Origin of the sequence: Alcanivorax sp. IL3, assembly GCF_047495465.1 — a bacterium.
Taxonomy (GTDB): Bacteria; Pseudomonadota; Gammaproteobacteria; order Pseudomonadales; family Alcanivoracaceae; genus Alcanivorax; species Alcanivorax jadensis.
The window spans coordinates 460697-479956 of the sequence record NZ_CP179931.1 but is presented as its reverse complement, the minus strand read 5'-3'; the positions used below and the strand labels follow the sequence as shown (position 1 = coordinate 479956).

At 60.6% G+C, this 19260-nt stretch carries 12 protein-coding genes; 1 reads left to right on the top strand and 11 read right to left on the bottom strand.

What is annotated here, in order from left to right; genetic code table 11:
- Window position 1 precedes the first annotated feature (1 nt).
- The 11 genes from ACMG4M_RS02300 to ACMG4M_RS02250 all read right to left on the bottom strand — a co-directional run bounded on the left by ACMG4M_RS02300 (window position 2) and on the right by ACMG4M_RS02250 (window position 18724).
- A complete protein-coding gene (locus ACMG4M_RS02300; RefSeq protein ID WP_297765671.1) occupies window positions 2-1360 on the bottom strand; it encodes an OmpP1/FadL family transporter in 1359 nt (452 codons plus the stop codon).
- A 353-nt stretch (window positions 1361-1713) separates the two neighbouring features.
- On the bottom strand, window positions 1714-4932 hold the full coding sequence (locus ACMG4M_RS02295) for an Ig-like domain-containing protein (protein ID WP_335626208.1): 3219 nt from the start codon (window positions 4930-4932) through the stop codon (window positions 1714-1716).
- Window positions 4933-4944: 12 nt separating this feature from the next.
- Window positions 4945-6300, bottom strand: coding sequence for an outer membrane protein transport protein (locus ACMG4M_RS02290; RefSeq protein WP_335626207.1), 1356 nt, complete (start codon window positions 6298-6300; stop codon window positions 4945-4947).
- A gap of 318 nt (window positions 6301-6618) precedes the next feature.
- A complete protein-coding gene (locus tag ACMG4M_RS02285; RefSeq protein WP_414430656.1) occupies window positions 6619-9795 on the bottom strand; it encodes an Ig-like domain-containing protein in 3177 nt (1058 codons plus the stop codon).
- 10 nt (window positions 9796-9805) lie between these two features.
- The gene (locus ACMG4M_RS02280; RefSeq protein ID WP_297765659.1) at window positions 9806-11170 is read right to left on the bottom strand and encodes an OmpP1/FadL family transporter; all 1365 of its coding nucleotides are present in this window, start codon (window positions 11168-11170) and stop codon (window positions 9806-9808) included.
- Between the two features lie 258 nt (window positions 11171-11428).
- Window positions 11429-13027, bottom strand: coding sequence for an ABC transporter permease (locus ACMG4M_RS02275; RefSeq protein WP_297765656.1), 1599 nt, complete (start codon window positions 13025-13027; stop codon window positions 11429-11431).
- Between the two features lie 3 nt (window positions 13028-13030).
- Window positions 13031-14041 (bottom strand): extracellular solute-binding protein, encoded by a 1011-nt coding sequence (locus tag ACMG4M_RS02270; RefSeq protein WP_277672665.1) that lies wholly within the window; start codon window positions 14039-14041, stop codon window positions 13031-13033.
- A 102-nt stretch (window positions 14042-14143) separates the two neighbouring features.
- On the bottom strand, window positions 14144-15391 hold the full coding sequence (locus tag ACMG4M_RS02265; protein WP_335626205.1) for an FAD-dependent monooxygenase: 1248 nt from the start codon (window positions 15389-15391) through the stop codon (window positions 14144-14146).
- Between the two features lie 126 nt (window positions 15392-15517).
- Window positions 15518-16699 (bottom strand): FAD-dependent monooxygenase, encoded by a 1182-nt coding sequence (locus ACMG4M_RS02260; RefSeq protein ID WP_414430655.1) that lies wholly within the window; start codon window positions 16697-16699, stop codon window positions 15518-15520.
- Between the two features lie 77 nt (window positions 16700-16776).
- Window positions 16777-18102, bottom strand: a complete 1326-nt coding sequence (pepP, locus tag ACMG4M_RS02255; RefSeq protein ID WP_035246087.1) for a Xaa-Pro aminopeptidase — start codon at window positions 18100-18102, stop codon at window positions 16777-16779.
- A gap of 37 nt (window positions 18103-18139) precedes the next feature.
- Window positions 18140-18724 (bottom strand): UPF0149 family protein, encoded by a 585-nt coding sequence (locus ACMG4M_RS02250; protein ID WP_272962542.1) that lies wholly within the window; start codon window positions 18722-18724, stop codon window positions 18140-18142.
- Between the two features lie 279 nt (window positions 18725-19003).
- On the opposite strand from ACMG4M_RS02250, the gene ACMG4M_RS02245 reads away from it, so the two are divergent.
- Window positions 19004-19216: a TIGR02449 family protein gene (locus tag ACMG4M_RS02245; RefSeq protein WP_035246082.1), complete on the top strand. Its 213-nt coding sequence runs from the start codon at window positions 19004-19006 to the stop codon at window positions 19214-19216.
- Window positions 19217-19260: the final 44 nt, after the last annotated feature.

Sequence of the window (19260 nt, the reverse complement as noted above, 5' to 3'; positions counted from 1 at the left end):
ATCAGAATTTCAGGGTCAGGGAACCGCTGAAGACGTGGACGTCACCTTCCGCTTCCACCCGTTCGCTGGGCTGCGGGTAAGCGGCGGACTGGGTGTCATAGATATCGAACTCCCGGGCTTCCAGCTTCTGGTACTGGTAACCGAAGTCCAGACGCACCGGGTAGGCCAGCAACCACGGTTCCTTGAACTCAGCGGCCACACCCAGGCCAACGATCCACTTGTCGCTATCCAGATAGTTAACGTCCACGGAGGCGTCGGAATCCAGCGGTGATTCGCTGAAGGCCAGGCCACCATTGAAGGTAAAGGTGTCGTTGAGGCGGTACTGGGCGCCCAGCCGCGGGATCACCACATCCTTGAAACGCAGCTGACCCACATCGCCATTGACGGTCTGGTCCTTGATGGTGTCGCGCTCGAATTCCTCTTCCAGCGCCGACCACTCCTGCCATTCTACGCTCACCCCGGTGCGCCAGCGACCGGACTGGTAATGCAGGCCACCGCTGAGGATGTTGGGCTGGTAGGAATCCAGGGTGTTGATGGCCAGCATCAGGCCCGGGCTGGAAATTACCCCGGGGATCACCGCATTGGCGTTCACTTCCGTCTTGGTATTGGAATAGCCGCGATAGGCCAGCGCGGTTTCCAGACCATTGAACCAGCAGTCGTCGCCTTCGGCGCAGAAGGTCTCGCCCCAATCCATGTTGATGCCGAAGATCGGCCGGATGGCGGGCTTGGCGGACACTTCCAGTTTTTCATAGCGGGTGTTACCGGCCAGGTCCGTGGTGGCGGCCAGGTCGGCTTCGGCATGCAGGGTAATCCGGGCGGTGGCACCCACGTCGATCCCCCGCCACAGCTGGGTGGCACCGCCCAGATTCAGAAACAGGGGCTGACGGCCATACTCGAAGTACTGCCCTTGCTGGGAGGTCTGGGATTCGAAGGCGAGCATTTCCTCACCGTATTTTTCCACGCCCAGCATCAGGCCCAGATAGAGCGGATGATCGTATTGGGTCAGCGAGGTGAGATCGGTCTTCATGCCGATCAGCACATGCTGGGAGGGAGAGTCCTGAATCACATCACCGTTCCGTACCGGCGCATCCGCGCCGCCCAGGCTGTTAGCGCGCAGCTCATGGTCCGCGTGCATGAAACCGGCGGTGAGTTCGCCGCGCGAATCCTTGGCCAGATAGGCCGGGTTGTAATAGGTGGCTGAGGTCTGGCTGTTGAACAGGCTCAGGGCTTGGGCGGTGGCCAGATCGAAAGGCAACACGCCGTAGGTGGTACCGATGTTACCCATGCTGCCCATGGCAACAGACTGCATCAGCAAACCGCCGGCAACGACGGCAGCGCGTCCCTTGAATGAAACAGACATTGTGCACTCCTGATTTCTTTTTCTGTGTCGCGGGGGTGGCGACAGGGGGATGACACCCTAGTCAGGAGTACACAGGCATTCACATAGGAAGAAAGCGGTAATCGGCGTAATCCGCGACAGATATACGTAAAATTGTTGAAAACAGTGATGCACTTGGCAGGAGAAAGGGGCGCCACGTCCGGCACGAATGTGCCAAAAAGTCGGCAGCGGCCAGGGCACAGATCAGGATATCGGGGTCGTCCGGGCTTCGCCTTGCCAGCAAGGCGCCAACGGGTCGAGGATATCTGCTTCAGGGAAAACAAAAAAAGCCCCGGACAAGCCGGGGCATATTTCAAGGAACTACTGGAGAGAAATCACTGAATGGATGCGCTCTGGTAGCTGAGGTTGATGCCGCCCAGCGGAATCTGCAGCAACACCTTGCCACCATCGAAACCGGCCAGGGTGATCTCCAGGTCCACATCCAGGGCTTCCTGGTTTTGCAGACCGATGAACAGGCGCCCATCGGGCAGGAAGTCCAGCGGCCCTTCCAGTTGTACATTGTCGATGGGCAGGCTCTTCACATTGTGCTCCAGACCCAGCGGCAGGCTCAGTGCCGGGGCATCGAACAGCAGGTCGAACTGGATACGGAACACCAGGCCATCCGGGGTATCCACGATAAGGCCTACCGGCGGCACGGTGCGCGGGCTGTTCGGATCATTGGGATCTTCCGGCTCGTAGCGCACCCGCAAGATGTTGGGGCCGGTGGCGGTGGGCACAGGTGCCAGGCCGATGTTGTCCAGCCCGACCGCCTCAATGAGGTTATCGATGCCAGTGGCACCCAGCAGCCCATCCACAACACCCTGAAGCAGGTCACCGACCACCGGGATAATACCGAGCAATCCACCGGTTTCATCATCCGAGGTCAGTCGCAGACCAATAACCGCCGTCGCATCCAGGTTGGTCAAGGCCACGGCAGTAGGATAGATCACCACGGGGACACCCTGGTTTTCGGCATCGAAATCCAGAATTTCCGTATTCAGCAACCCGGTGATGTAAATGATCTTGTCACCGTCACACTGGGTGGGCTCACCACTGGCTACGTTGTCAAAACCGCAACCGGTATTGGCGTAAGCCACCAACCCTTCCCCACCGGTACCGCGAGGCACAATCATGGTGGCATTGGCCGGTGTATTGGCCGGATCAATGGTATCCCCGGTCAACACCGGTTCGTTGCTGTCGATCTGGAAGTTGTTGTTCACATCAGCACTGGGCAGGTTACCCAGCTCCTGGAAGATGGTATCTACAGCGGTTTCACCCCGGAACAGAATCTCCATGTCAGGGCCACCGTCTTTCAAACCGCCACCGAGCAACGGAGCCGTTTGCAGGGGAAGCCCGTCGGCGGAGCAGATGCCGGCACAACCGGTACCGCCACCATTTCCGGCCATCACATAACGGTACAGGGTGTCACCGGTGTCATCCCAGGGCTGATTGGGTGTAAAGGTGAAGCCACGGGTTTCTACTGTGAGCTCACCCTCCACATCAACCCAGGTGCCGTTGTCGTCCGCTTGTACCAACACGGTATCGCCAAGCACCAGGGTGCTCGGGTCCATGTTCTGGGAGAAACGCACCTTGACCGGGCGGTTGGCCGGCAACCCAACGATGGGCAGCTGGTCAATCACAACCTGATCCGCTTCCGGACTGGAAGACACACACACGCCTTGAGTGCCGGCGTCAATTTCGCCCTGGCTGGCAGTGCTGCTGGCGCAAGGGAAGCCCGGGTAAACGGTGGACGCGAACGGCCCACGGCGAACATCGTCGCCACCGTCATCCACCACGTATTCCGGCAGGGTGAAGTCCAGGGAGTTGTCGCCTTCCAGAGAGTCGAGCATCTGTAGCGGGTTACCGGCCAGGTCGGTGATTTCCGGTGTGGTGGTCACCACATATTCCACGCCGTATTCCACCGGGCTATCCGGGGTAATCACCAGCGCATTACCGCTGAGTTCCCAACTGAAGGGCTCGGCAACGCCACCTTTGCTGAGCATCAGCGAAGTGCCCGCGTTGATGCTTTGCGGCTCCAGAGCTTCGCTGAAGTGAATAACAATGGGCTCACCCGGTTCCATGCGGTCTGCCACATTACCCGGCTGCCAGGACAATTCCGGGCCGTTATCCCCATTCAGAACGGGAACGATGGGATTCACGGAATCGATCGGCTGGACCGGCGCATTTTCCTGATCCAGATAAGACTCCATACGGAAGCTGAGCACGCCGTAGCTGTTTTCCACACCCAACACGCGCGGCTCTACCACAGTGATGGCATCGGTGTTCAGCTGGCCATCTTCAATCAGGCCGGTACCCACCAGCTCCAGGTGCATCAGGTTCTGGGTAAAGGCGCCATTGGCGCGGGCGTCGGAGGTGGAGGTTGCCACATCCATCATCAGCCGCAGCTGCTTGGGTGCGTCATCGCTTTCCGCATTGGGATTGGGAAACAGGTAACCGGTAGCATCGGAAATGATCTGTACGGTTACTTCACCGGAATCAAAGCCCACCGGCACTTCACCACCGATAAACACTTCCAGCGCATCACCGGTAAGAATGCCTCCCTTCTTCACTCGCAGCGGGGTCACTTCCGGGAAATTGGGTGCAAAGGCAAGCTCGGCATACACGTCACCGGACTGCTTGGACACGGTCTTGTCCTGCAGCAGGGTGCCGATCACCGGTACGCAGTTGATCGGCTGGCCGGTCAGGTCAGAGGTGATCACCCCTTCATCCAGACACCCCAGGGAATCATCCGCCGGGGGCGCATTGGTGACCAGTACTGCCCGCTCACCGGTAGTCGGCGAGGTGGTGTCCTGGGGCACGGTGGAATGGGTAAAGGCCGCAATGGTTTCACCGGACTGGCTCATCACACCACTGACGCCCAGCTCATAGGTCTGACCGGGGGTCATGTCTTCCTGGGGGTCCACGGTAATGGCGGTGCGCCCTACCAGCAATTGCGCGGGTACCAGCTCGCCATTGCTCATCAGGCTGACCGTTTCACCATAGACCGCCGTGGAGGCATCAATGGATTTGGTGGTACGCAGCCGGAAACTGGAGAAATCCATGCTTTCGAACTGGTCGTCATCCGGGAAGATGGATTCCACTTCGAAGCTGGCGGCGGTCTGCTGAGTATCCAGCGGCCCTTCCAGGGCGGCGCGAGTAGTGAAGTTCAGTTCGCCATCCTTGAAGGTAGTGGTTTCACCGAGCACGGTGACGCCATTCATGACTACCTTGTAATCCGTCGCCGGCGCCAACGCGTTTACCGGGGTCAGTACAACACCACGGCCGTCTGCCACGGATTCCAGGGTAAAGGCCACATCCGCACCATTGGCGTCCTTGAACACGAAATTGTCGGCCGTGGCTGACACCGCATGGCTGAACTGCAATGCCACAATCGCTCGCGGTGCCACCTGTTTCTGGTCATCCAGCGGGTAGGTATAGTGCAGGTTGCGCGCATTGAAGGTGGGTGTATCGAAGCTCACCCGGTCCTTGTCCCCGCCACAGCCTGCCACCATCAAGGCGGTCAGCGCTGTCAGGGCAATATTGTTCTTTTTCATGGAACACCTCCGTTAGAACTTCACCGTGACTGCACCGGAAAACACATGGACATCGCCATCAGCGGTCACTACTTCATAGGGGTTGGCTACACCGGGGCGGTTGGTGGTCAACTCGAAATCCCGCTCTTCCAGTTTCTGGAACTGGTAACCGAAATCAAGGCGCAACGGATAAGCGAGGATCGGCGGGTTCTTGATGACCAGGGAAGAGCCTACACCGACAATCAATTTATCACTGTCCAGGTAGTTCACGTCCGGGGTCTGGATGCTTTCCAGCGGGCTTTCCTGGTAGGCCACCCCACCGGACAGGATCAGATGGTCGTTCACGGTCCATTCCGCACCGATACGCGGCACCACAATATCCTTGAACTCGGCAAAGGCCTGGTCCTTGACCGTATCCCGGGCCAGTTCGTCTTCAAGGTCACTCCAGTTCTGCTGCTCTACGGTAACAGCGGCACGGAAGTTGTCTGTGAAGTGATAGAGCAGGCCGGCGCTGAAGATATCCGGCTGGTAGGAATCGATGGTATCGATCAGCACGGTAATACCCGGATCGATCACGGTACCGGGAATGGTCAGTTTTGATTCCACGGCGGTGCGGGCCTCGGTGTGCCCCCGGAATGCAAACGCGGTTTCCAGACCGGTCCAGATGCCGCAATCTTCCTTGCCGCAGAAGACCTTGTCCCATTCCAGGTTCATGGACAGCACGGGACGGATCACCGGCTTGGCAGAAACGGTCAGCTCTTCGCGCTGGGTTTCACCCGCCAGGTTGGCGCTGGCGATCAAGGTAGCCTCAGAACGCAGGGAAATGTGCGCGGAGGCACCGGTGGTAATACCGTTGGCCAGTTCGAGGCCGCCACCGAGATTCAGGAACAATGGCTGTCGGCCGTAGTTGAAAAACTGGCCTTCCCGGCTGGTTCTGGAATCAAACGCCAGCATTTCCTCACCGAATTTCTCCACCCCGGCGATAATGGCGAAGTAGATCGGGTGCTCAAACTTGGTCATGTCGGTGAGATCGGTTTTCAGCGCAATGACCTGCTGCTGAGACATGGTGTCATTCAGTACGTCACCATCACGAATCACTGACGGCGCGCCACCGTTGGGGTTGCCCTGGCTGACGGCACGTAGTTCCTGATCGCCGTGCAACAGGCCCACGGTCAGCTCACCGCGGGGATCCCGGGTCAAGTAGGCCGGATTGTAGTAAAGCGCCGATGCCTGGGGGTTGAACATGGAAAGGCCCATGGCTGTCCCCACATCAGCGGGAAGCAGGCCATAGGTGCTGGCCGTGTTGCCCATGGCAGCAAAAACAGGGCTCGACAGGGCAGTGCTGACAATGACAGCAGCTCCCCAGCGGGTAAGGGTCTTGGTAGTCATAGCGCTTCTCCGGCGTTTGTTATTAGGGTTTTCGCCTCAGGTTAAGCTCCCAGGCGACAGGAGAACAACACGTGAAGCTATGCAGCCTCTCGCCTATTCCCCCCTGTGTATATGCAATAAGTCAAACAAAACGACGGTGCCAGCGCCGTTGGCAAAAAGTTGGGAATAGTTGAGAAAAGTAGGTGGGAGCACCGGTATTGTTAACTGATGTAACCGGGCGGTTTCGGTTTGCCTTCACAAAGGCGGGTATGTGACGGGAGGGTAGATGGCCATAAAAAAACCGGCCCGAAGGCCGGCAAGGGTTTCATCATCCAGAGATTACTGCTTGATGGGCTCACCCAGGTATTGGAGTTTGACTCCGCCAGCCGGGATTTTCAGGTAGATCTTCGGGCTCAGGATCAGCACTGACAAATTCACATCCACAGCGATATCGTTGCTGTTGAGCTGTTCGATCACCATGCGACCATCCGGCAGGAACGTCACCGGCCCGGCCAGGTTCATGGTCAACGGGTAGCTGTGCTGGTTGTGGGAACCGTCCAGCAGGATGTGCATGTAAGGGGCATCCAGATACAGGTTCACATCGGCACGGAACTCCGGGCCGTCAGGGGTTTGCACGATCCAGCCCGGAATCAGGCCCTGACGCTCCCACTCATCGAAGACAAAACTGCCATCCGGGTTCTGCTTGCCGCAGAAGTTCTCGGCATCCTCCGGCCAGGCGACACAGCTGTAACGCATGCGCATGAACTGGGTTTCCGTGGGTGTATCACTTTCTGCAATACCGAGAATTTTCACTTTCAGGGTGACCGACGACGCCTGGATCAGGGTCGGGTACAACCCTACCCTTACCGCCGGCCAGGCTTCCACGTCCGCTGTCGAGGGGTCATCGTAGGGCTCGGTAGCGCCGATCACCTCGGAGTTGAGACCGCCGACCACATGGATACCGCACTGCTCCGGCTGATCACAGATCAACGCAGGGTCGGTCACCCCTCCTTCGCTGCCATTGTTTCCCTTGCTCTGATCAATGATCAACGCCGTGGTGTTGGCACCGGGTTCGCCTCCCTGGTACCCCGGTTCGCCCACATCAAAGCGGCCATTACCATTGAGATCTGCAGTGGGCAGATTCTTGAGTGGCTGGAAGACACTGGCAACTGGAGCACTGGCAATGAAATGCAGATGCATGTCCGGCCCGCCCATGTCGCCCGCCGGCGCTCGCAGCATGGCTGTCTGCAGACGCTTGCCATCGCTGGAGCAGATAGCCTCGCCGCTGCTGCAATCATCGGGCTGCTGGGCAGAGGTCTGGTTCACGCTCATCAGGATATAGCGATAATAAGCGCCGGCTTCCCAGGGCTGGTCCGGCGTGAATACCAGGCTGCGGGTGCCCACTTTCAGTTGCCCCGTTACCCCGGTTTCACAGCTGTATTTGCGCTTGCCACCTTCGTCGTAGCGCAACGGGCGACCGGTGCTCGGGTCCAACGCCACTTTTTCCACCCGGAAACTGCCCACGTTGCAGGCATCGGTGTTTTCGAACACCACGGACTCTGCCGCGATATCCTGGGAGAAATTCACCCGGATAGCGCGATCCGCCGGTAGATGCGGCACCGGGTTACGGTCGTCATCGGTGCTACCACCCTGACAGAAGCCATGATTACCGGCTTCGATTTCCCAGTGCTCCTTGTCAGCAGCACAGGGGAAACCCGGGTAACTGGTAAGCACCATGGGCGCGGCATTGCCACCGATACGTTCCGGCAAGCTGAATGCGTCGCTCACGGGGATAACCGGGTTACCGGCCAGGTCGGTGACCTGATCGCTGACCATGGCGGTGTAGCTTTCACCAAATGCCAGCGGCGTGACCGGACGCATGACCAGCGATGCGCCATCCAGGTACCAGTCCACCGTCACATGGCTGCCATTGTGTTGCAGGCCGAAGGTATCACCGGCTCGCAGGGTGGCGGTGTCCAGTGGCTCACTGAAATTCAGGATCACCGCATCGCCGGGGCGTGCATTCATCGCCATACCCTCCGCATCCACCGCTGGCACCATGGATTGCCGTACCGGTGCGGTCATGTCCGGCACCGGTTGCGGGGCATTTTCCTGGTCCTCGTAGGACTTCATGTGGAAGCTGAGCAAGCCAAAGGCGGTTTCCTGGCCGAGTACTTTCGGCTCCACGATACCCACCGCATCAATTTCCATGCGGCCCTCTTTCACCAGTGCCATGCCGTTGAGCTCCACATGCATGAGGGTCTGGCTGAGAGCGCCATTGGCCTCCGGGTTCTCCGCAGTCATGGACATATCCATGTACAGCTTCACCTGTTTGGGCGCCTGATGGGCATCGCTGTAGGGATTGGGCAACAGGTAACCGGACGCATCGGACAGGAAGGTCACCGAGATGGCGCCGGTCTCAATGCCGGCGGCCACTTCCCCGGCCACCTTGACGGTCACGTTGGTGCCGGTGAGCAGGCTGTTGCGGGGAATGCGCAGTGGCGACACATTCGGGTAGTTGGGCAGGTGGGCCAGCTCCGCAAACACATTACCGGTCTGCATGGTGGCGTCCTTGTCACCCAGCAGGGTGGACTGAATCGGCACGCAGTTCATGGTGGCGCCGGTGAGCTTGGCTACCAGGGCACCGGAAGCGTTGCAGGGGTCGTCCTGGTCATCACTGGCACTCAGAACATCCTGTACCAGGGTAGCGCGGGGCATGGAATTACCGGCGACCCAACTCTTCTCGAAGCCACCGGTCAGCTGGGCCTGATCCACACCGCGTACCGACGAGGTGAACTTCAGGGTGTACTGCTGGCCCGGGGTCAGGTCATCCAGCGGGTCCACGGTAACCGCATTGCCCTTGACCAGCAGCGCCGCAGGCACGGTGTCACCCTGGTGCTCCAGCTCCACGGAGGCACCCGCGCCGGTGTCGCCGTACACCAGCGTGGCCGGGTCGAGCATCTGGTTGAAACGTAGCCGCAGGGTGGAAAAATCCATGAACGGCAGGGCATCACCATCGGGAATGATCTGACTGATGGCCAGATCCGGTGTAGCCATCTGGCTGGACATGGGGCCGTCTTCGCTGAGACGGGTGACAAAATCCAGGCCGCCGTCCGGGAACACCGGACTACCCTGGCTGGTTTCGATGCCGTCGATGACCAGCCGATAGTGGGTATGCGCCTGCAATGGGGAAAGCGGCTGCAGGCTGCCCCCCTTGCCGCTGTCCAGCGCCTGGGGGGCGCTCAAGGCCACCCGATTGTCGCCGGTATCCGCGCAGCTATCATCCACTTGCCCACAGCGCAGCAGGGTGAAGTGACTGGCATCCACCTCCATGGCGTGGGAAAAGCGCAGTACCAGCGGCGTTTTCGGGGACAGATTCTGCTGCCCGTCATAGGGGTAACTGTAATAGACCTCGGCCTGCTGCCAACCGGCAATGGACGGGGTGTCTCCGGCATCGCCGCCACAGGCGGCCAGGGTCACGGCGGCTGTGACCAGCCATAGATTTCTTGTTCTCATCGCCGATCTCCTAGAATTTCAGGGTGATAGAGCCGGAAAAGACATGGACATCCCCGTCCGCTTCCACGCTTTCGTAGGGCTGCGGGAACGACGGAGAGCGACGGTCGTAGAGATCAAAGGTGCGCGCCTCCAGTTTCTGATACTGGTAGGCCAGATCCAGGCGCACCGGGTAGGCAAGCACCGGCACCGACTTGTAGCGGGCCGTCAGCCCCAGGCCCACAATCCATTTGTCGGTATCCAGATAGTTCACTTCCAGGGAACCGTCGGAATCCAGCGGCGATTCGCTGAACGCTACCCCGCCGGTGACCATGTAGGTGTCATCCAGATGGAATTCGCCGCCCAGACGGGGCACCACGATGTCCTTGAACTCAAGGCGATAGTCATCCTGTGCGGCATTCACCGCCTGGTCCTTGATGGTGTCGCGTTCCAGCTCTTCTTCCAGCCGTGACCATTCCTGCATTTCCACGGTCAGGCCCACCCGCCAACGATCACGACCGTAGGCCAGACCCGCGGCATAAATGTTCGGCTGGTAGGAATCCACGGTGCTGATGGCCAGGTTGATGCCCGGGTCCAGCACCGTGCCGGGGATGGTGATGGTGGAGTCCACCGTGGTGTTGGTGTTGGAGTAACCGCGAAAGCTGAAGGCGGTTTCCAGACCGTTGTACCAGCAGTTATCGCCCTCGCCACAGAAGCTCTCACCCCAATCCATGTTCATGCCGAAGATCGGACGAATGGAGGGCTTGGCAGACACGTTGAGCGTCTCGTAGCTGGTCTCCCCACCCAGGGTCGAGGTGGCCACCAGTTCTGCCTCGGAGTGCAGGGTAATGCGGGCAGACAAGCCCATATCCAGGCCACGCCAGATCTTCGTGCCACCGCCCAGGTTGAGAAACAGAGGCTGGCGGCCGAATTCAAAGTACTGACCTTCAACGGAAGTCTGGGAATTGAACGCCATCATTTCCTCGCCGTACTTCTCCACCCCCAGCATGAACCCCAGGTACATGGGGTGGTTATAGCGGGTCAGTGAGGACAGGTCGGTCTTCATGCCCAGCAGGGTGTGTTGGGAGGGTGAGTCCTGCAGCGTATCGCTGCTGCGAGGTAACGGCGCAGCACCACCCAGGCTGCTCCCACGCAACTCATGGTCCGCATGCAACAGGCCGGTGGTCAGCTCGCCGCGATCGTCATGGGCCAGGTAGGCCGGGTTGTAGTAGGTGGCGGAGACCTGGCTGTTGAACAACGACAGGGCCTGAGCAGAAGCCAGATCAGAGGGCAGCACCCCGTAAGTGGTACCGATATTGCCCATGCTGGCCAGTGCCGGCGACATGCACACAACCCCAACACCCGCCAACATGGCTGGCAGCAGTTTCCGTATTGTCATGAAGCTCTCCAAAAAAGACGCGCCCGTAACGGGGCTGTTTTTATTTTCAAATTGCATACACAGTTATGTGCGCAATAAGTTGGCATAAACGTACCAACTTTCCTTCACGAATACATCACGGCAAACGCCCAAACCGTCACCAAATTTACATATATACACAAAAATAAACGCTTCGATATCGAAGCAGGTAGGAGGATGTTCGTAGCTTTTTCGGGGGAGTTAGGCTTTTTGCAGGGGGAGCGCGGACGGGGAGGAGAATCAGTTCCGGGGCGAGTTCAGTCGTTCGGCACGTCGGCGGGTCAGTACCATCACTGGAATCAGCCCCAGCAGTACCAGGGTCAACGCCGGGGCAGCGGCTCGTTGCCACTCCCCCTCGGCGGTCAGCTCGTAAATGCGCACTGCCAGGGTGTCCCAGCCGAAGGGGCGCAGCAGCAGGGTAGCGGGCATTTCCTTCATTACATCGATGCCCACCAGTAACAGCGCCGTGAGCAGACCCGGCAGCATCATCGGCACATAGACCCGGCGCCCCACTTCCGCCGAGGATGCCCCCAGGGTACGAGCCGCCTCCACCAGGCTGGGGCGCACCTGCTGCAGGGCATTTTCCACCGGCCCGAAACCCACCGCCATAAAGCGCACCACGTAGGCCAGCAGCAACGCGGCCAGGGTGCTGACCAGTACGATGCCCAGCCCCAGATCCGCCAGCCAGCCCTCCACCGCGCTGAAGCTGATCATGATGCCCACTGCCAGCACCGAACCCGGCAAGGCGTATCCCAGGGTCGCCAATCGCACGGCCACGGAGACCGAGGGTGACGGCTGATGCCGCTTCACCCAGGCCAGCCAGCCGGCCAGTGTCAGCACCAGCACGGCAGCCATGGTGCCGAGCAGGAAGGTGCGCCAGATCAGGTTGAGGAAACGGGCATCCACCTGCATCAAGCCATTGTCGATAACCCAGTACAGCAGGCGACTGACCGGCAGCAGGAAGGCCAGAAACAGTACCGCAAAGGCAAACAGGGTGACGCCCCAGGCCAGCCGCGGGCGGCTGCGCAAGGTCTGGCGGCCGCCGATCTCACTGTAGCGGGCGCGGCTGCGGCCACGCCGCTCCAGCCACAGGGCCACCACCACGAACAGCAATAACAGGGAGGCGAGCTGGGCGGCGGCCTGCAGGTTGAACAGGCCGTACCAGCTCTTGTAGATCGCCGTGGTAAAGGTATCGAAGTTGAAGATACTCACCGCGCCGAAGTCGGCCAGGGTTTCCATCAGTGCCAGCGCCAGACCCGCCGCGATGCCGGGGCGCGCCATCGGCAAGGCCACCCGGAAGAAGGCGGAAGAGGCCGTGTCGCCGAGGATACGGGCCTGTTCCAGCACCGCCCGCCCCTGGGCCTCGAAGGCCAGCCGGGCAAGCATGTAGACATAGGGATAGAGCACCAGGGACAGGGTGATCACCACCCACAGGGGATGACGGGCGCTGAAATCCAGGGCCGGCAGCCACTGGCGCAGGAAGGTCTGGACGGGGCCGGCGTAATCCAGCAGGTCCACCATCACGAAGGCCAGCACATAGGCGGGCATGGCCATGGGCAACAACAGCGCCCATTGCAGCCAGCGCCGCCCGGGGAATTCCAGGGTGGCCACACACCAGGCCAGGGAGACCCCGAGCAGCAGCACCCCGGCGGTGACCCCCACCATCAGGAACAGGGTGTTGCCCACCAGCCGCCACAGCACCGTGTCGAGCAGGTGCTGCCAGGTGGCCCACTGTTCCTGCTGCCAGGCGGCCAGCAGTACCACAATGGGCACCAGCACCAGCAAGGCCAGCAGCAGAACGCTGGCACCGCTGGCGGAAAGGGCTCCCCGTGTTCGCACCGGTTAGCGGTACCCGGCGCGATCCATCAGTTTGACGGCATCCACCTGCAGGGCGCCGGCCACACTGACGTTCAGATCATCCGATGTGAATTCACCCCAGGAAGCCACCTCTTCGGCGGGCTCCACGGCGGCATTCACCGGGTATTCCATATTACGGTCGGCCAGCAATTTCTGGGCCTGCGGTTGGCTCATCCATTCCAGCAGGTCGCGGGCCTTTTGCGGGTGCGGCGCATGGCGGGTGATGCCGGCACCGGAGATGTTCACGTGCACACCGCTGCTTTGCTGGTTGGCCCAGAACAGGGACAGGGGCAGCTGCGGATTGTCCTGCTTCATGCGGCCGAAGTAGTAGGTATTCACTATGCCCACATCACATTGCCCGGCGACGATGGCTTCCATCAGGGCAGTGTCGTTGGAGAATACGTCGGTGGCCAGATTCGCCACCCAGCCACGCACGATTTCCTCGGTCTTTTCTTCGCCCAGACGCTGGATCATGGTCGCCACCAGGGACTGGTTGTAGACCTTCTTGGAGGTGCGCAGGCACAGACGCCCTTTCCACTCGGGCTCGGCCAGGGCTTCGTAGCTGGACAGCGCCGCCGGGTCCACCCGGTCCGTGGAATAGACCAGGGTGCGGGCCCGCACGGTCAGGCCGAACCAGCGGTTCTCCGGGTCGGTCAGTTCCGCCGGCACATTGGCCGCCAGCACCGGGGATTCCAGCGGTTGCAGCAGATCCTTGTCCGCCGCATTCCACAGGTTGCCGGCGTCCACGGTGATCAGCATATCCGCCGGAGAGCGCTCACCTTCCGCCTGCAAACGGGCGGTCAGAGCGGCGGCGTTGTCGGTTATATAGCGGATTTTCACGCCGGTGGATTCGGTATAGGCATCGAATACCGGCTTGATCAGATGGTCATTCCGCGAGGTATAGACCACCAGTTCTTCTTCAGCGGCGGGTTCGGAACAAGCCCACAGCCCGGTAAGCATGACAGCGGCGGCGGCCAGGAACGCAACGGCTCGCATAGTAGAGGACTCCATCAAATGCATAAGGAAACAAGAATGATTCTTAATTGAGGCGCAAGTATGGCAGGATTTCATGCCAAGCTCTAGCCTGATTTGCGTGCCTTAGAGACCCTGAGATTGCGGCCGTGCGCGCGCCGGTAAATCCGCACCACGGCCCATGGCCTGACTGGCAAACAGGCGCTTGAGCGGCCCGCCCTGATTGACCCAGCGCATGCCAGTGTTGCGCAGCCAGCGCACCGGCAGGGCGCGCTGGCCAAACAAGTGCTGAAAGCCGCGCATGGCATTCTGCATGATCAGGTTCTCACCGCGGCGGCGACGCTGGTAACGGGCCAGCGCTGCGCTGTCCGCACAGGAGCGCCCACTGCTAGTCGCCCTCTCCACCTCTTCCGCCAGCACCGCGGCGTCCAGCAGGCCCAGATTGACCCCCTGCCCCGCCAACGGATGAATCACGTGGGCAGCATCGCCCACCAGCGCCAGGCCCGCCGCCACATAACTGCTGGCGTGGCGCTCCTGAATGGGAAAGACCGCCCGCTCGCTGAGCAAGGTGACGTCGCCGAGCGCATCGCCAACGGCCGCTTGCAGTTCGGCGGCAAACTCCGCCGGCGCCTGATCACGCAGCCCCGCAATTCGCTGCGGCCAGCCGGACCAGACAATGGAACACTGCCGCTGCTCACCCTGCTGCGGGTCACTGTAAAGCGGCAGCAACGCCAGCGGCCCGGATTCCATGAACACCTGACGGGCGCAGGCACCATGGGGCAAGGCCGTGGCGATGGTGGCCACCAGGGCATGATGACCACTGTCACGGGCTCCGCCACTGATGCCGGCCCAGTCCCGCACCCGGGAGCGGGCGCCATCGGCCCCCACCAACAGATCCGCCTGCCAGCACTGGTCTCCGGCGCGCACCTGCCAGCCACCCTGCTCACGGCGGGCGCTATCCACCGCTGCATTGCAACGCCAGTCCAGATTGGCAAAGTCCGCCGCCCGCCGGTACAGCGCCGCCGCCAGGTGACCGTTTTCCAATAGCCAGCCCAGGGACGGCGCGCCCACCTCTTCAGCGCGGAACAGCACTTCGCCGGTGCCATCCTGATCCCACACCTGCATGGCGTCGTAGGGCTGCACCCGACTCATGTCCAGATGCTCCCAGACACCGCTGTTCTGCAGCAGCCAGTAGCTGGCCTCGGTGAGCGTGGATACCCGCAACTGCGCCGGGCCCGACGGCATCACCGGTGCGGGCGCCCCGTCCAGCACCGTCACATCCAGCCCCTGCTCCGCCAGCAACACCGCCAGCAAACCCCCGGTCATACCACCGCCGACGATGACGATGTGTTGGCAATCAGGCTGTTCTGTCATGGCCGCATTCTTCAAAGGTCGATGCTCGCTGTTGATATGTAGGAACGCCGCTACGCTCCGTGCCTACAGCAGCTTCGTAGCATGGTTTCGCTGTTAACTATTCACTATTAACTGTTAACTGGCCTTTCAAAGCCCCATAGCCCGCCGGGCAAACCCCTGCCGCAGGCCGGGCAGAATATCCATGGCGACCAGCCCCAGCTGCCGGCTGTGAGCAAACAACGGTTGCTGGACCCGGAACACTTCGGGCACCCAGCGAGACGCCTGGCTGATCAGGGCCTGGTCCTGCTCCCGGCGCTGCACGTATTGCTGCAACAGGGATAATGCCCCAGGTGCCGACGCCTCACCCACGGTGCGTGCCAGCTGAAGCAGATCGCGGACGGTCAGGTTGAAGCCCTGCCCCGCCACCGGGTGCAGGGTGTGGGCAGCATTGCCCACCACCACACCGTAGGGCACCGCCTGGGCACAGGCATGGGTGAGCACCAGCGGGTAACGCTGGCGTTCGCCGATACCGGTAATCCGCGGCGCCTCTGCCGGGCATTGCTGCTGCAACTGCGCCAGCAAAGCACCGGTTTCCATGGCCATCCAGGCATCCACCTGCTCACGGGGGCCAGTCCAGACCAGGGCAAAACGACGGTCCGGCAGTGGCAACAACGCCAACGGCCCATCGTTGAGAAAACGCTCGTAGGCAATGCCCTGGTGGTCACTGGCCAGTGACAGATTGGCGATCATGGCATCGTGGCCGGTATCACTGTCCCGGGCGCTCACTCCCATCCATTCCCGGGTGCGTGACCCGGCACCATCGGCGGCAATCAGTAACGGCGTGGTCAGGGTGCGGCCGGATTCCAGGGTAGCCTCATAGCCATCTGCCAGACGGCGAATGGCGCTAAGCCGTTCCGGTGCCAGCACCTGGATAGCGGCATCCGCATACAGGGCCCGCAACAACACAAAACCCAGCCAGCGGTTTTCCACCACCGCCCCCAGCGCCGGCACCCCTTCTTCGCGGGCGCGCAGGCGGGTGATGCCGAGTCGCGAGCGGCGAGATACGTGCACGGTATCGATAGCGGCGGCATGTTCACGAATGGCCTCGGCCAATCCCAACTCATCCAGTACCGACAGGGTGCCGGCGGACAGCGCGGTGCTGCGCGCATCGAAGCTGGGCGTCAGCGGCGGTTCATCGGGCAGGGTCAGAGGATGGCTTTCCACCAGCGTCACCGCCGACGCACCGTGATGCCGCAACAACAAGGCCAGCAACGCCCCGGCCATGCCACCGCCGACGATAAGAATGGGGTCTTGCCTCTGTTCCGTCATCCAGGTTTTCCCGAAACCATATAAGGGGTATCTGCAGGAGCGTATTAGCACCGGTTTTCGCTGTTAACTATTCACTATCAACTGTTAACAGCTTTTTTCATCACCGCTTCGATATCCGCTACTTCCTTCGGCACTTCATGGCTAAGCACATCACAGCCGTCTTTGGTCACCACCACATCATCCTCAATGCGGATACCGATGCCGCGCCACTGTTCGTCCACACTGTCGTCGTCCGGCGCCACATACAGCCCAGGCTCCACGGTCAGCGCCATGCCCGGCTCCAGTTGCCGCCACTGTTCCTGCACCCGGTAGTCGCCCACATCATGCACATCCAGCCCCAGCCAGTGACCGGTGCGATGCATGAAGAAGCGGCGGTAAGCTTCGGTTTCCACCACCTCGTTGAATTCACCTTTGAGCAGTCCCAGATCCAGCAGACCCTGGGTGAGGATATGCACCACTTTTTCGTGGGGGACATTCCAGTGATTGTCCGGATGGGTAGCCTCAATAGCCGCATGCTGGCTGGCCAGCACCAGTTCGTACAAGGCTTGCTGCGGTTTGCTGAAGGTACCGCTCACCGGGAAGGTACGAGTGATGTCCGAGGCATAGTTCTCCAGCTCGCAACCGGCATCCACTAGCACCAGGTCGCCGCTTTTCAGCTTCTGGCTGTTTTCGATGTAGTGGAGGATGCAGCCATTGGCACCGCCACCGACAATACTCGGGTAGGCGGGACTGCGTGAGCCGTTGCGCATGAATTCGTGGATGTATTCCGCTTCCAGCTGGTATTCCATCATGCCCGGTTTGACCGCCTGCATGGCGCGCACATGGGCACCTGCGGAAATGCTGGCAGCGCGGCGCATCAACTTGATTTCAGCGGCGCTCTTGAACAGGCGCATGTCGTGCAGATGGTGGGCCAGGGCAACGAACTCTCCGGGCGGCTGGGCACCGGAACGGACCCGCTCACGGATACTGTTAACCCAGCCCATCAGGCGACGGTCGAATTCCGCATCGTGGCCCAAGTCGTAATAGACCCGTTCACGGCCTTCGATCAGGCCCGGCAGGATCTCGTCGATGTCCCCGATGGGAAAAGCATCATCCGCATCGAAGTCGCTCACCGCACCATCCGGCCCAGCCCGGTAGCCGTTCCAGATTTCCATGGCCCGATCGCGTTCGCGGCAGAACAGCACATACTCGCCGTGCTCCCGGCCAGGCAGCAGCACCATGATCGCTTCTGGTTCGCCAAAACCGGTGAGGTACCAGAAATCGCTGTTCTGCCGGTAGGGGTATTCCACATCCCGATTACGGGTGCGTTCCGGGGCAGCCGGCAGGATGGCAATGCTGTTGGGCCCCATGATACCCATCAGCTCCTGGCGGCGACGATCGAATTCCTGACGGTTGATACTCAAGAGCTCTCCTTGGTAGTGGCAGCGATAACGGCGATTCTCAGTGCCGGGTAGGTGGCGTTTGCGGCGCTGGTGCCGGCTTGTCCTGGTTGCGCATGACCAGCTCAGTGTAAATCATCAGTGCTGCCATCCGGCAATGCTCCGCCACTTGCTCGAACATATCTTCCTGCTCGTCCCCGTCATCGTCCGGCGTGGCCACCTGACTGATTGCTGCCAGGTCGGACAAGGCTTCCTGGATACCCGGCGACAGGTCCTTGTCATGGGTGTTGGCCGATCCGGTACCGAACCCCACCAGAAAGCCTTCGCACCACTGGGCCACTGCCGCCACACGCAGGCCCAGCTCTTCTTCATCGCCGGGCAGCAACAACGCCAGATCGAGACCGGTACCCTGGAACCCTTCGTGAAGCTGATCACGCAATGAAAGCAGTGCCACCGAGAGAGCGCCGTCAAAGCCACCATCAATATCTGTATGGGCCGCCAGTACGCCCATCACTTCTTCATCGTGACCGCCATGGCCAGTGGCCAGCAGCCCCGCCATGACACCTTGCAGTTCACTGGGGGAATGGGCCACACCGGCGGCAGCCAGGCCCTGGGCCAGGGCTTCAAAATCAATCGGGTTGGACATGACTCTATCCGTTTTGCGGGAATGGGAAGGTTATCTCGGCTCCTGTCCGGACGCCGCACAGCTTCTCAGGCAGCCCGTGAATAATGTGCGCTAAGTGGCTACCACTATTGAATTTCGTTGACCCTTGCAAACCCCACACCTATAGTTGAAACAACCTGTAATCCGGGTGGGAATGCCATTGCCGGAAAATACCGGCAGGGTGAGGGCCAATAAACAGGCTCTACGGGAACGCCGGGCCGAGAAAGGTCCACACCTTAGGCGAACAGCGTACATTTTGCCATGACGACGGAACAACAACTACGGCAACTGGAAGCCCGCGTCGATGACCTGCTGCGCATCAGTGCGCGCCTGCGTCAGGAAAACCAGTCCTTGCATGAACGCGAGGCCAAGCTGGTGGAAGAACGGGCCCAACTGCTGAAAAAAAACGATGTGGCTCGCAACAAGGTCGAAGCCATTATTTCGCGTCTGAAATCCCTGGAGCAGGAGTCCTGAGCGTGACATCCTGCCTGACACTGATCCACAGCCAATGCGGTGCC